Annotated in this window: 11 protein-coding genes; 5 read left to right on the top strand and 6 right to left on the bottom strand. The window is 46.1% G+C overall.

Translation table 11 applies throughout. The annotated features are described in order from the left end of the window. The first annotated feature begins 86 nt into the window (after nucleotides 1-86). Nucleotides 87-944, top strand: a complete 858-nt coding sequence (locus LPY66_RS09120) for a DUF3102 domain-containing protein (protein ID WP_337987761.1) — start codon at nucleotides 87-89, stop codon at nucleotides 942-944. A gap of 96 nt (nucleotides 945-1,040) precedes the next feature. On the opposite strand, the gene LPY66_RS09115 is transcribed toward LPY66_RS09120, so the two are convergent. From LPY66_RS09115 to LPY66_RS09095, 5 genes are all read right to left on the bottom strand, one after another. After that, nucleotides 1,041-1,253, bottom strand: coding sequence for a hypothetical protein (locus LPY66_RS09115; protein WP_337987760.1), 213 nt, complete (start codon nucleotides 1,251-1,253; stop codon nucleotides 1,041-1,043). Between the two features lie 34 nt (nucleotides 1,254-1,287). Continuing rightward, entirely contained in the window at nucleotides 1,288-1,623 is a 336-nt protein-coding gene (locus LPY66_RS09110) for a 4Fe-4S dicluster domain-containing protein (protein WP_337987759.1), read from the bottom strand. A 76-nt stretch (nucleotides 1,624-1,699) separates the two neighbouring features. After that, complete coding sequence (locus LPY66_RS09105) at nucleotides 1,700-3,940, bottom strand: molybdopterin-dependent oxidoreductase (protein ID WP_337987758.1); 2,241 nt, start codon at nucleotides 3,938-3,940, stop codon at nucleotides 1,700-1,702. Nucleotides 3,941-3,985: 45 nt separating this feature from the next. Continuing rightward, nucleotides 3,986-4,351 carry a 4Fe-4S dicluster domain-containing protein gene (locus LPY66_RS09100; protein WP_337987757.1) on the bottom strand — a complete coding sequence of 122 codons (366 nt, stop codon included), beginning with the start codon at nucleotides 4,349-4,351 and terminating at the stop codon, nucleotides 3,986-3,988. Then, nucleotides 4,329-6,680: a molybdopterin-dependent oxidoreductase gene (locus LPY66_RS09095; protein ID WP_337987756.1), complete on the bottom strand. Its 2,352-nt coding sequence runs from the start codon at nucleotides 6,678-6,680 to the stop codon at nucleotides 4,329-4,331. The genes LPY66_RS09100 and LPY66_RS09095 overlap by 23 nt, the downstream gene beginning before the upstream one ends. A 359-nt stretch (nucleotides 6,681-7,039) precedes the next feature. On the opposite strand from LPY66_RS09095, the gene LPY66_RS09090 reads away from it, so the two are divergent. From LPY66_RS09090 to LPY66_RS09075, 4 genes are all read left to right on the top strand, one after another. After that, nucleotides 7,040-9,082, top strand: a complete 2,043-nt coding sequence (locus LPY66_RS09090) for a sigma-54 interaction domain-containing protein (protein ID WP_337987755.1) — start codon at nucleotides 7,040-7,042, stop codon at nucleotides 9,080-9,082. 381 nt (nucleotides 9,083-9,463) lie between these two features. After that, nucleotides 9,464-10,687 (top strand): MFS transporter, encoded by a 1,224-nt coding sequence (locus LPY66_RS09085; RefSeq protein WP_337987754.1) that lies wholly within the window; start codon nucleotides 9,464-9,466, stop codon nucleotides 10,685-10,687. Between the two features lie 152 nt (nucleotides 10,688-10,839). Beyond that, nucleotides 10,840-12,084: an MFS transporter gene (locus tag LPY66_RS09080; protein WP_337987753.1), complete on the top strand. Its 1,245-nt coding sequence runs from the start codon at nucleotides 10,840-10,842 to the stop codon at nucleotides 12,082-12,084. Between the two features lie 23 nt (nucleotides 12,085-12,107). Beyond that, nucleotides 12,108-12,950 (top strand): methyl-accepting chemotaxis protein, encoded by an 843-nt coding sequence (locus LPY66_RS09075; RefSeq protein ID WP_337987752.1) that lies wholly within the window; start codon nucleotides 12,108-12,110, stop codon nucleotides 12,948-12,950. Nucleotides 12,951-13,174: 224 nt separating this feature from the next. Here the strand turns inward: LPY66_RS09075 and LPY66_RS09070 are convergent, their stop codons facing one another. Further along, complete coding sequence (locus tag LPY66_RS09070; RefSeq protein ID WP_337987751.1) at nucleotides 13,175-13,507, bottom strand: 4Fe-4S dicluster domain-containing protein; 333 nt, start codon at nucleotides 13,505-13,507, stop codon at nucleotides 13,175-13,177. Between the last annotated feature and the right edge of the window lie 4 nt (nucleotides 13,508-13,511).

Genomic DNA, 13,511 nt, shown 5'->3' with positions numbered 1-13,511 from the left:
TAGAAAATCGAATATGAAAAGAAAAACAAAAGTAACAAGAGTAGAAATAAAAGCAAACCTATGAAAGGAACATCTCCATGGAGACCATGCCAACTGATAGAACACCGGCTGTCATCGCCGGTGAAATCGCCGCCATTAAAGCGCAAACCAGAAAGATCTTGCTTATCAGTGCCGTTGAGGTCGGACGGCGTTTGCAGGAAGCCAAGGAATTGATCCCTTATGGGGAATACGGCAAATGGTTGGAGAATGATGTTGATTACTCAGAGCGTGTAGCCTATAAGCTGATACAGATCGCCGAAGAATATGGACCCGGGCTGTCCGTACTATCCGAAACCGATATGAGCACTGTGCCATTGGCCAAACTTGGGTACAGTCAGGCGTATGCCCTTTTGGGGATTCCCGCTGAGGAACGGGCGGAATTTATCGCGGAGTTGGATATCGAACATTTGTCAGTGAGCGCACTGCAGCAGGCAATCATGGACAGGAATAATGCTCTTGAAGAGAACTCCGTTTTGGCAAAAAAACTGGGGTCCAATCTGGAGGTCCATCAAGATAAAGTCTCCAGCTTAACAGAGGAACGCGATCAGGCCAAAAAAGAGGCCGATGTGAGAGAAAAGGCTTTATGGGAAGAGCAAAGCAAAGTCACGCAGCTACAGCGGCAACTGGCCGCACTTCAAGATGAAAACATCGCTGCCCGCCGCATCAAAGAGATTGAGACTGAGCGCGATATCACCCGTATCAACCACGCCATGGCACTGGCTGACGCCCGCTACGATCTGATCGTCAAAGGCTTTAATGATCTGTTTAGTGCGATTAAGGAAATGGCTGGCGCGGACCCCAAGGCGACTAAACTTTTTATAAATCAAACAAATGACTTTATTGCCAAGACAGCGCGCAAATTAAAGCAGTTCGAAAAGAATGCAGGTACGACGCCATTAATTTAAAAAATCTTGCATAAAAGGTATTATTCATTAAACAAATAAAGAAACGCAGCTCGAAGTATTTCAGGCTGCGTTTCCTATTTCGCGGTATGACTATCTCTAGTTCTGGCAGTTTACACTGGCACGGTTTTCAAAGGACAGGTAGCGCCATTGATTGAGTGCATACGTATGCCCCAGCCCTTGTAGCTGTGCGCGTGAAATTCCTAACTCCTGACAGATTTCCGGTACAGTACGGCCGAGTTCGCTTGTTTGCTTCTCCAGCCATGCTTTCTGCTCATCACCTGAAAGTTTCTTAAACTCATCAACAATCATTATCTACACCCCTTCTTTTATCTTTACATCGCGATCAGGGTACAAAGAGAACGGTTCTGGAACCCAGCTCCTTCATTCTGACCGCAAGGTCTTCTACTTTGCCGTACTCCATGACATGCGCACAGCAGTGCAGGACACAGGTCGGGGTTTTCCCGGCCTCTATCCGGTCTGCACACAGATCGCACAGCTTGGTTGGTACGGGCAGCCATTTGTATTCCCAGGTATCCTCATCGATCTGCCAGGGCTTATCGTCGATGAGCTTAATCCCATATTGCCCATCGGGAAGATTCAGCCTTAATTTGCAGGCGACTTCACAGCTGTGGCACCCGGTACAATATTTATAGTCGATCAATAATCCATAATCGGACATCTTTAAACCTCCTTTAAATCAGGTATTACTACCTGTAACCTCTAGACTTATGAACAATCTTTGTGGTTACAGAGTACTAAGCCTTATAAATTTTACACATCAGACATTTATACGGGGCACCGAAGCCCAGGACACCAACCGTTTTGTACGGTGTCAGATTGTTAACATTGACCTCGTACACACCGAACAATTCCGGGGCGCTGGCATCGCGTTCCGGGTACCACCAGCCATGCTGGGCGGCTAACGCGCCTTCTTTTTGGCCCGGTTGGACAGAGGCCTTCATTTTGCATTTGCCATAGGAGTTTTCCAGCCAGACCCAATCACCGTCGATGATACCGTATTTTTTGGCGTCTTTGGGGTTAATGTCAACCAGCGGATTAGGTTCAACTTCCCTTAATTTAGGAACCATACGCCCTTCGGAGTGGAAATAGGACCAGGTCCTTGCGCCGGTACTCAAGACGAGGGGATATTCCGCTGCATATTCGGGGGTGGACACGGGGCTGGTCGGGGGTTCCTTGTAGTAAGGCATGGGATCATCACCCCAGGCTTCAATCATGGTGGAGTAAAGCTCAATTTTGCCGGTAGGTGTCATGAACCCAGGCAGTCCGTCTGCACGCAGTTTGCCTTTGGCGTATTTCTGGTATTCGTAGTCCACATGCCACCAGCCATGTTCCCAGAGTTCTTCCATGGTAATACCGAGGGTTTTCAGTTTCTGGTCGTTGATGTATTCAACATCCGTGTCATACTGCCAAAGTTCGGGCCGGAGCTTTTTGCCGAGGGTACGCAGGATTTCCACATCACTCTTGGCTTCGCCCACGGTAATGGCTTTCTTGATACCGCCGATCCAAAGCCCGACTGCCCCGTAATGGGTAGCAACATACATGTCTCTTTCGGCATAGGTATTAACCGGTAAAAACAGGTCGCAGGTTGCGGAGATAGTTGGATTTATAAAGATATCCGTGGCCACGTTAAACTCCAGCGTATTGAGCGCGTTTTCCCAGCGTTTGGGAACATTGCACGGATTGGCAATGGCGTTGGCAGAGGTGAAGAAGCCCATTTTCAGTTTAAACGGCGCGCCGGATTCCAACTGATCCAGAACACTGTCCGGGTCGGTAAACTGAAGTGTCCGCACCAGAGCCGGGAACTCATCGACACCGATTTGCTCATTGATTTTATCCTGGGGATCGAGGTCACTGTATCCTGAACCTAAGCCGCCGATATCAATCGCGCCCATAACATTGCCGCCAGGAACGTCAATGCAGCCGCAAATAGCCATGATCGCAATCAGACATTCTCCGAGCTGAACACCGTTCGGATTTTGGTCAATAGCCAGTCCCCATTGGACTGCACCCGGTTTGCTCTTCGCAAAGAAACGGGCAGCGCCAATGATTTTTTCTTCCGGTACACCGCAAATTTCTGCTGCTTTGGCCGGAGGCATATCCTGAATGCGTTTGGTAAACTCTTCAAAACCGAAGGTCCAGTTTTCCACAAAGTCATAATCATAAAGCTCTTCATTGATGATGACATTCAGGAACGCCATCGCCAGCGCTGTGTCTGTGCCCGGACGCGGCTGAAGCCAAAACTCGGAATTGGCTGCTTCAAAGGTGAGTCGCGGATCGACCGTAATGAACTTAGTGCCTTTTTTCATCATATCAACCAGCGAATGTCCCCAGAAACCATCCGGATTGGATTTAAGCGGTTCTTTGCCCCAAAGCAGGATACATCCGGGGTATGTGTAACGGGGATCATCATAGCTGTCCGGGAACTGGGCTGCATAATCCACTTCTGGATACGGGGCGCCAAGGACATACGATGTTACAGCCATACGAGGTCCATAGCAGGACCAACCGCTTTGCATATAGCAAATATTCGGGCTGTTGAAAACCCGGCAGGAGATCGTCGGGCCCCAGTTACCCGCTTCCCGGCCTGTGCCGACGAAGGTAATAATGCTATTGCTGTTGAATTTCTCAGTATATTCTTTGACTTTACCCACGATCATGTCGTAGGCCTCATCCCAGGAAATGCGTTCCCAGGCAGTATTATCACCACGTTTTTTAGGGTCGCGTTTCATCGGGTAGATGACGCGGTCGGGGTTATAGACATATTCCGGTAAAGACAGCATCCGGATCGGAAGTGCTCCTTTTAAGATCGAATGCTCGGGGTCGCCCTCCACTTTCTCCAGAATACCGTCCTTGACATAGAGCTTCATGCCGGCACCCGTCGGGTGGTCGCCGGGGGCTGACCAGGAATTAGTCCGGGTTACGGTATAACCGTCTTCCTCCCATTGGACAGGGGTACTCACTTTTCCAAAAGGCATGTGTTTTCTCTCCTTTCAATGTACAATATTTGAAACTAAATTGGGTCACGCATTGCATTTCGGTGCAAAAAGGGCCGATTTTGGGGTTAACTTTAATTGCTCAGCCAATTCATCGATGGTGCCATACTGCATGACTTTTGCCTGACAATGGTGGACACAGGTCGGGAGTTTTCCTTCAGCGACACGCGGTGCGCACAGTGTGCACAAGTCGGTCAGCATCGGCATATAAAAGAATTCCCATTTCTTTTCACTATTCTGGACCGGACCGTATTGGGCTACTTTAATTCCAAATTGATCTTGTTCCAGACCGTATTCCTTTTTACAGGCCATTTCACAGCTATGGCAACCTGTGCAAAAATCGTAATGAATTAAAAGCCCGTACTTTTGATTAGCTAAGGCGTTTGCGCTCATATTTGAATCCTCCCTTATCGAGTACTTGGGCAGTCGGTGTGATCACGCTGTTTTCTTCCGTGCACTTATAGATTTTACAGAGCAGGCATTTATAGGCTGCGCCGTAGCCGCTCTTGCCGATATCACATTGGGTAGTCAGGTTATTGATGTTGGAATCAAACACATTGAACAGTCTTTCCGGATCACTTTCCGGGAACCACCAGCCATGCTCGGCAGCGACAACCCGCTTATCCAGTCCTGGATTGAATTTGATACGTTGACGGCAGCGTGACCGTTGGTTTTCGATCCAGACCCAGTCCCCTTCTTCCAGGCCGAGTTCCTTACACGTTTCCGGATTGACTTCGACTAACGGATCGGGATGGAAAGCCCGGATACTTGGGAGGTTTCGGTGTTCGGAATGGAAGTATTCATAAGAACGGGCACCGGTGGTCAGGACCAGCGGATACTCCTTATACAGTTCCGGTGTGGAATAGGGGCTTTCATGCGGTTCTTCGTAGAATGGTACCGGTGAAAGGCCGTTTGCTTCCAGCCAATCGACCCGCAGTTCTATTTTGCCTGTCGGAGTGTTGAACCCAGGCTCGCCGTCCCAGCGAAGCAGGCCTTTCTCGTGCTTGTAATAATGCCACTCCGGCCAAACGATGACTTTCTCTTTCAGGTAGTCAAAATCAAAATCTGCTTCGGAATGATTCGCCAGCAGGTCATTGACCCAATCTTTTACTTCTTCACCGGGTGCAGCGGAGGGATTGAGGCGGTTCACCAGGTCGAGCAGAATCTGCTCATCGCCATGGGCTTCGTAGTAATCGGTAATCTTCGTAATGGCACGCAGCGGCCACCACCAGGCCCGAATGGAATCACGTTCCGAACCCATCGCGGCAGGCAGCAAAAGATCAGCACAAGCCATTGCGGTTGGGGTCATAACGACATCGACGACAACATTGAACGGAACTTTACAGATTGCTTCATAGACACGAGGTGCTTCTGCGGCCATGTTGGCGATCGGGTTACAGCCCTGCATCCATTGCATCATGATCGGGTATTGCTCACAGTCATTGCTGGCGCCATCAGTCTCGATGGACTCCAGGACGACGTCGGTATGGGCCATCGCCGAGATGCCCGTTCCGCGCATCGGATATTTATGCATACCCAAACGTTTTTCTTTTTGTTCTTCGGTGATATTGTCTTCAAAGCCTTCCTGGCTGAACAGGGAGATATTATAGGCACTGCGGGTAACTAAGGAGCCGCCGGGATTATCGATCTGACCAGTGACAGCGGCAATACAGATCAAAGCCTGACCGGTCGGTGTTGCGCTCGGCTGTTGGTCGATAGCGACGCCCCAATGCATGGCCATCGGTTTGGCCGTCGCCATGAAGCGGGCAGCATCAATAATATCCTGCTCCGGAATCCAGCAAATTTCCGAAGCACGGGCCGGGGTCATATCCTCGACCGCTTTGGCAATATCATCAAACCCGTAGGTCCATTTTTCAATAAAGTCGTAGTCACAGAGCTTTTCTTTGATCATGACGTTTAAAATTGCCATGGCCAGAGCGGCGTCTGTTCCGGGACGCAGTCTCAGCCAATGCTTAGCTTTCGCCGAAAGCCAGTTGATCCGTGGGTCGACCATAACCAGTTCTGATCCACGCTTCATAGCTTCGACGATCCAGTGGCCAAGATAGCCGTCACCGTTGCTCATGATCGGGTTGCAGCCCCAAATCGTAATACACTCCGGGACTACCCACTCTTTCGATTCATAGCGGTCAGGAAGCATCTGGGACATATCCGAGGTGAGATACTCACCGGACATCAGCGCCAGGATCGAGGAGCGCGGGGAATAACAGGAATCGCCGCTTAAAAAAGCGCCGGTCTGGTTCGGGCTTTGCAATCCGGCGAAGCAGCCCCAGGGAACCTGCCACCAGACATTGCGGCCCGTACCGATCTCTGCGATAATGCTTTCATGGCCATAGTTCTTTTGAATGTAACGGACTTTCTCCTCGATGATATCGTAGGCTTCATCCCAGGTGATCCGTTCCCATTTGTTCTTGCCGCGGTCTTCATAGGCTCTTTTCATCGGGTATTTCAGGCGGTTCTCATCATACATGGATTCCAAAATATCCAGACAGCGCATGCAGAGTGTTCCGCAGTTCCAGCCGTTTTGCGGGTCACCTTCAATTTTTTCCACTTTGCCGTCTTTGACATAGAATAAAACGCCGCAGCCGTTATGACAGCCGGGAGCCGACCATTGGGTAGTCCGGAAGACCTGATAGTCTCCTTCCTGCCAGGTGTACATATCCTTGTAGAGTTCAAGGTTGTACGTATTTCCTTTTACGACCATTCTCTTTCCTCCTTTAAGAAATTAAGTAAAACTTTTGTAGAGCATCGATGCATGAACATTATTTGCATAGATTATGCCAATGTTAAAAAAACCTTAATTTATGCGGTATTTGACATACATAACGACCGCTCAATAAAAAGAACTTTGTCTTATAACCTCGACGATATTATTTTTTTTGAGTCATTTTTTCCAAAACGAGACAGGATAAAAAAAATAAACCTCATCTTACTTTGGAAGTTCATATTTGATATAATGCAATGCAAATAGCATGTCATATTTTGGGGTTTCATTAATCATAAAAATGGTTTATGCTGTAATTTGGTATTATCTATAAATGATTCCGGCAAGGAGGAAAAGCCATGCAGAACACCCATCAAATCATGACAGAAGAGCGTTGGGAAAAGATAATGCAATGCAAGAGGGATTTTATTGATGGCAAAATCAAAGATCCCGCGAACTATTCATTTATGGATAAAGAAGTGGCTGCATCATGGGTACGCTCCCGAGAAGCCGGAGTTGACCCCTACGGGCCCAAACTCAAGTCCCAAATAGATAGGAATAAACTTGAGGCGAATCGTAAGGAACACGAGACAATAATTGAAATTACCAAGCCCATTATTGCAACGTTTAATTACCTGACATCCACATCAGAATACCATCTGACTCTGGATGACAAGAATGGCTTCCCTTTGATTGCTGAAGGCAGTAGTTTCCCCAAAGATCATTTTAAAATCGTGGCCATTGCCTCGAATGAAAATACCATTGGCACCAATTCTCACGTTTTGAGCACCCGGTTGAAACGCCCCACCCAATTAATCGGGCCTGAGCACTATTGTATGAACTTTGAAAATATCGTCTCCTCTGCCGCCCCCATTTTGGATGAAAACGGGAATGTGATCGCGACCCTGGCATTGTGGTCTGCCATTAATCCTCCCTGGAAAGATAATTTACAAATCCTTGCCTCCCATACATTGGGCCTGATCACTGCTATTGCCACTGCCGTTGAAAACAAATTACAACTCCAGAAAAACTTTGACCAATTGAAAGAGGTCAATGATAATTTAAAATCTGCTTTTGACACACTCGAAGCAACTTTTAGTCTGATTGATGAAGGCATATTAACTGTCGATCACAAAGGGAAAATCATCAAAGCAAATAAGGAAGGAGCCAAAATCTTCAAATTAAAAACGAATGAAGCGACCGCTCACAATATTTCGGAATTTCTCTGCAATCCTTCCCACTTTTTTGATGCTCTGAAAAAAGGTGAACGTGCTGAAATCGAAGATACCATTTGTACGGAAAAAAGTGAACAATCCTATTTGATCAATATCCGCCCGATTATTAATGATAAAACAAAAAAAGTGACGCAGGCCGTTTTAAGACTAAATCCTATGGAAAAACTCAATGCTTTGGTAGCCAATCGCTTCGGACCGATGGCGAACTATACCTTTGACGATTTAGTCGGTGAAAGCAAAGAATTCAAAAACGCCATTGCTTTAGGCCAGCGCTTTGCCCGCGCTTCCGCCAACATTTTGATAACCGGAGAAAGCGGAACAGGAAAAGAACTCTTTGCCCAGGCAATTCACAATGAATACCGTCCCAAGGGCCCCTTTATCGCTGTCAATTGCGCCGCGATGCCAAGGAACCTCATCGAAAGCGAACTCTTCGGCTATGAAGGCGGCAGCTTTACTGGTGCCGACCGCAATGGCAGACCCGGCAAAATCGAAATGGCTAATGAAGGGACACTTTTCCTGGATGAAATCGGCGATATGCCGGTGGAACTTCAAGCGGTTCTTTTACGGGTTATTGAAGATAAACAGGTTATGCGGATCGGCGGACGTCGTTATAAAAAAGTCGATTTCCGCGTAGTGGCCGCTACGAATCGGAATCTGCGGGAGATGATTAAAAAAGAGCTCTTCCGGGAAGACCTCTATTTCCGTTTATCGGTCTTGTCAGTGAAGCTTCCACCCTTGCGTGAGCGTGGAAACGACGCGGAAATCTTAAGTCGCTTCTTTATCAGCAGTTACTGCGAAAAACTGGGATGGGTAACTCCCACCATCGGCGATTCCGCATTAAAAATTATCCGCACCCACCACTGGCCCGGTAACGTCCGCGAGTTGGAAAACGCGATGATTTATGCCGTCAATATTACTCAGAACAATATGATTGAAAAGAAAAATCTGCCGGATAATATTTTGTTGGATATTAATGATATTCCAAGCGACGTCATACCGCCAAATGAGCAATCCGAGAATTTAGAGTCATTAAAAGATCTGGAAAGAAAAGTAATTCAAAATACCTTGATCCGGGCAAAATACGATATTATCCGTACTTCAGAGATTTTAGGCATCAGTAAATCGACGCTCTATCGTAAAATAAAAGAATTTGAAATCGAGATCTGACCCCAAGAACTTACCTTCATCCTGCCAGCTTTAAGACGGTGCTGCTAAACTCCTTTTTGGTAGTTTAGCAACACCGCCTTTTTTTCATTCCCAAAAACAACAAATTCGGCTCATATCCAAGACGAATATTAAAAATATGGGATAGACAGTTTATCAATCTTAACTTTAATCCGCATTTCCTGGCCAATAAGCTTCCATGGCATATTTTTTGCATAGTTATCTGTAGCGCCGGCAGTTAACTAACACCAAAACAGAATTTTACCATGGCCATGGTAAAACCACGTTACCTGAAAGAAGGGATGTCAGAAATTAATGATCAAAGGATAATTTAACAAAATCACTAGCTTTATCGATGTACACAAATAGAAAGGGGAACGTTATATGGAATACACAAAAGGCCATATTGGCCTGAAGTCATCGTTATTAGTCAGTGCTACCTTCGGTATGGCGGCCAGCGCCTTAATGATCCCGCTTCTCGGAAACGTTGCGGCTGCTTTTCCCAATGACAACCCAACACTTCTCAATCAAACCATTGCTTTACCTTCACTGCTTTATATTCCCGCTATTTTATTATCCGGTTACCTGGCTAAATTCATCAGCAAGAAATATCTGCTGATTATCGGCAGTATTATTTTTGCGGCTGCAGGATTTGCCGGAGGTTTTGCTTCAAGCCTCATGATGCTGGTTGTCTGCCGAGCAATTCAAGGAATTGGAATTGGTCTTGCCTATCCTTTAGCGCCAGCCATTATTTCCCATATATTTTCCGGAGAATATCGGGCCAAGATGCTGGGTTGGACCCAAACCGTGGGATGTGTTGTGTCCGTTGTACTTGGTCTTGTCTGTGGCTATGCAGCGGTTGCCAGCTGGCGTTATGCGATGTACTTCTATGCGGTATTCGCAATTTTAGTTATCATGCAGTTCATCTTTCTTCCTGTCTTCCCCCCTGAAAACAAGGACGAATCGATTGCAAAAGTGAATAAAGCCGATGGGGAAAAACCAAAATTTGGCTATCCTGTCTATTTAGCTGCTCTTGCCATGATGGTATTTATGTCTGTTGCCATGATCGTTCTTTATAACCTTGCGATTTTTATTATGAATGAAGGTCTGGGGACAGCTGCAGAAGCTGGCATGGCCTCTTCAATCAATACCTTGGCCGGTTTTCTGGTCAGCTTAGTATTTGGTTATAACTTTAAGTTCCTGAAACGATATGTCTCTGTTTTAGGCCTTATCCTCATGGCACTGTGTTATTTGATCTTGAGCGGAGCCCATTCCATTGCTGTTGTTTATGTTGGCATGATCTGCCTGGGCGCATCCATGAACTGCATATTCCCGTATTTATTTACACGTGTTGCCCAAGTTTCCGCTAAACCACTCAAAACCATGTCCGTCTCTTTCCTGAGTATGGCTATTTATCTGGGCCAGTGGATTTCAGGATATACTTCGGTCTGGATTGCTCAAGCTGTCGGCGGAACGACAAGACAGCTTTTCAGCACCACCGGTTTTATTTTTATCGGGATGGCCGTGATTGCTGCAATCTTTATTGCCATGACCCAGAAAAATGAAAGCAAGATTGTTGTTCTCGATACGGACGCACCGGCAGCGTAAGCTAAACTCTCTCTATTCCGAATGATAGCAGCGGGGGCGTTTTGCCCCCTCCTGTTTCCATGTTCCGGAGATTTTTATATAATTATTGTCATTTCCAGATTGAGAAACAAACAAATAAATAAACAATAATATGTTATATGGGGGCGCGCCAAATGAGTGAAGCAGTACAAAAAGGTGCAAAAGGTGTTTTGTTAAAGGCTGCCCTATTGTTCAGCAGCGTTGACGGCATGGTTGCCAGCGCTTTAATGGTTCCGTTATTAGGCAGTATCGCAGCTGAGTATCCTAACGCAGCACCAGGTCTTCTCAATCAGACACTTTCATTGCCTTCGCTGCTGATGATCCCAGCTATTTTAATTACCGGTTATTTATCGAAACATATCAGTAAAAAATATCTTTTGATGCTCGGCAGCATTATTTTTGTCGCCTCAGGTTTTGGCAGTATGTATTCCTCCAGTTTGGAGGCACTTGTCGCCTTCCGGGCTTGTGAAGGAATTGGGATGGGGATTGTCTATCCGTTGGCGCCAGCGATTATTGCCCACCTGTTCTATGGGGAAGAAAGAGCAAAATTAATTGGTTGGACAAATGCCTGCGGCGGTGTTTTTTCTTTTGTTCTGGGAATCGGAGCTGGTTATGCGGCTCTTGTCAACTGGCGACATGCTTTTTATTTCTATCTGATTTTTATCGTTGTTGTCGTGATGCAGGGGATCCTGCTGCCGGCATTCCCACCGGAAAAAAGGGACAATACGATTATTGAAAATACTGCGGCCCTGAATAAGCTAAAATTTAGCTATGCCTATTATCTTACAATTGCTGCGATGCTTGTTTTCATGTCGATTGCAATGATACTAATTTATAATCTGGCTATCTTTATTATGAGTGAAGGTATCGGGACTTCCGCCGATTCCGGTATGGCCTCTTCCATCAATACTGTCGCTTCATTCTTCATCAGTCTAAGTTTTGGTTATTTCTTTAAATATCTTAAGCGCTATGTCTCAGTGATCGGCTTAATTTTCATGGCCTGCTCTTATTTCGCTTTGAGTATGGCTCATTCGATGTCTGGCGTGTATCTTAGTACGATTTGTATGGGAGCATCGATGGGCTGTATTTTTCCCTATCTTATGACACGCATTGCCCAGGTTTCCCCTAAAGCCAATAAAACGATGGCGGTATCCTGGCTCAGTATGTCGATTTACCTTGGCCAGTGGATTTCCGGTTACTCTGCAGTTTGGATCGCAAATCTAGTCGGCGGAACCACACGACAGCTTTTTGCAACGGTTGGCTGGATTTTTGTAATCTTTGCGGTCGCAGTGACCATCTTTATTCTGCTGACGCAGAAAAATGAACATCACGTAATTATCCCCGAGAGCATGATGGCAAACAGAGAAGACAAGAAGTAATCCATTGTGGGAGGAAAGAAACCATGAGAGATGATAGCACGATATTAGAAAGCTATGCGGAAGTTGCAGCACAGCTAAAGGATCTCGTTAATCAGGATTTAATGGTGATTATTACCGACAAAGAACAAATCGTGTCTTATTTTGGCGGAGAAAAAATGAAGTTACACCAAGGATCTGCTATTATAGGTATCCCTTTGGAGCCAAAGGATCCTTTACGGGAAGTCATGCGAACAGGCAAGCGTACTGTTCATCTTGTATCAAAAGAGTTGCAGGGATTTGCCTTTGCTTCAATCTCTAATCCGATCCGTGGTGCAAACGGAGATATCATCGGAGGCATCGGTGTTGCAATAAGTTTAGAGAAAGAAGAAAAAATCGAAGAAATTTCCCATCTTTTAGCCGTAACACTGCAAGAAGTCAATGCCGGATTGCAGGATGTGGCCAGAGGTTCTCAGGGCCTTTCCAATCAAATTAATACCATAGTCAATTCTGCAAGCGTATCTGAAGCCAAAATCAATGAGATTAACCATGTCATCAGTGCCATTACCGATATCGCCGCTCATTCCAATCTGCTTGGTCTCAATGCAGCCATTGAAGCTGCTCGGGCAGGCGAAGAAGGCCGTGGTTTTTCCGTTGTAGCTGAGGAAATGCGCAAACTGGCAGCTCAGAGCAAGGAGTCGGCGAATGTGATAACCCGGATCCTTAATGAGATGCGCGATGCGATCGAATCCATTATCTCGGAAATTAACGCTGTGAGTACAATTGCTGAAAGCCAAGCTGCTGCAACGGAAGAAATCACGGCATCACTCGATGAAGTCAGCCGGCAATCGCAAAGTATGGCGGAGTATTCTAAGGTTAACTTGCAGTAGTTTGTAATCTTCGGGTATCGTTTATCATCAAATTAAGTATGCACAAATATATTCAATTTGCACAAAAAATTACTAATGCCTATGAAATAAAGACATGCGTGATTGATCACCATGTCTTTATTTCATGAAAATTCAAGTTTTTTTCGTGCTGCATGTATTATGGATTTGCAAATGGATTTGCGTTTGTCTCTCCTGCAATTATAACAGACCGTCAATTTTTACGATCACGGCACAAACATAACAACCTTTTTGCCTTTTGCATCCATTTTCTTTGCCAGCTCATCTACCGGGCCGTAGTCCATGGCTAAACCAAGACAATGCAGAACGCAGGCAGGTTTTTCACCTCTGGCAACACGGTCTTCACAAACATCACACAGCTGGGTAGGTGCCGGGATATAGTTCCACTCCCAGTTATCTTCGGTTATTTTGAATGGTCCGACTTCCGTCAGCTTAATCCCATATTGCCCGTGCGGGATTTTTTTCTCATTTTTGCAGGACACTTCACAGCTGTGACAGCCGGTACAATATTCATAATCAACCAGTAAGCCATATCTCATTTGT

This window comes from Dehalobacter sp. DCM, assembly GCF_024972775.1.
Classification (GTDB): domain Bacteria; phylum Bacillota; class Desulfitobacteriia; order Desulfitobacteriales; family Syntrophobotulaceae; genus Dehalobacter.
Note: the sequence above shows the minus strand (reverse complement) of the source record. Positions and strands in the feature narration are given on the sequence as shown.

Coding starts and splice junctions, on each gene's coding strand:
- LPY66_RS09120 (WP_337987761.1), top strand. CDS start 87: ATGCCAACTGATAGAACACCGGCTGTCATCGCCGGTGAAATCGCCGCC.
- LPY66_RS09115 (WP_337987760.1), bottom strand. CDS start 1,253: ATGATTGTTGATGAGTTTAAGAAACTTTCAGGTGATGAGCAGAAAGCA.
- LPY66_RS09110 (WP_337987759.1), bottom strand. CDS start 1,623: ATGTCCGATTATGGATTATTGATCGACTATAAATATTGTACCGGGTGC.
- LPY66_RS09105 (WP_337987758.1), bottom strand. CDS start 3,940: ATGCCTTTTGGAAAAGTGAGTACCCCTGTCCAATGGGAGGAAGACGGT.
- LPY66_RS09100 (WP_337987757.1), bottom strand. CDS start 4,351: ATGAGCGCAAACGCCTTAGCTAATCAAAAGTACGGGCTTTTAATTCAT.
- LPY66_RS09095 (WP_337987756.1), bottom strand. CDS start 6,680: ATGGTCGTAAAAGGAAATACGTACAACCTTGAACTCTACAAGGATATG.
- LPY66_RS09090 (WP_337987755.1), top strand. CDS start 7,040: ATGCAGAACACCCATCAAATCATGACAGAAGAGCGTTGGGAAAAGATA.
- LPY66_RS09085 (WP_337987754.1), top strand. CDS start 9,464: ATGGAATACACAAAAGGCCATATTGGCCTGAAGTCATCGTTATTAGTC.
- LPY66_RS09080 (WP_337987753.1), top strand. CDS start 10,840: ATGAGTGAAGCAGTACAAAAAGGTGCAAAAGGTGTTTTGTTAAAGGCT.
- LPY66_RS09075 (WP_337987752.1), top strand. CDS start 12,108: ATGAGAGATGATAGCACGATATTAGAAAGCTATGCGGAAGTTGCAGCA.
- LPY66_RS09070 (WP_337987751.1), bottom strand. CDS start 13,507: ATGAGATATGGCTTACTGGTTGATTATGAATATTGTACCGGCTGTCAC.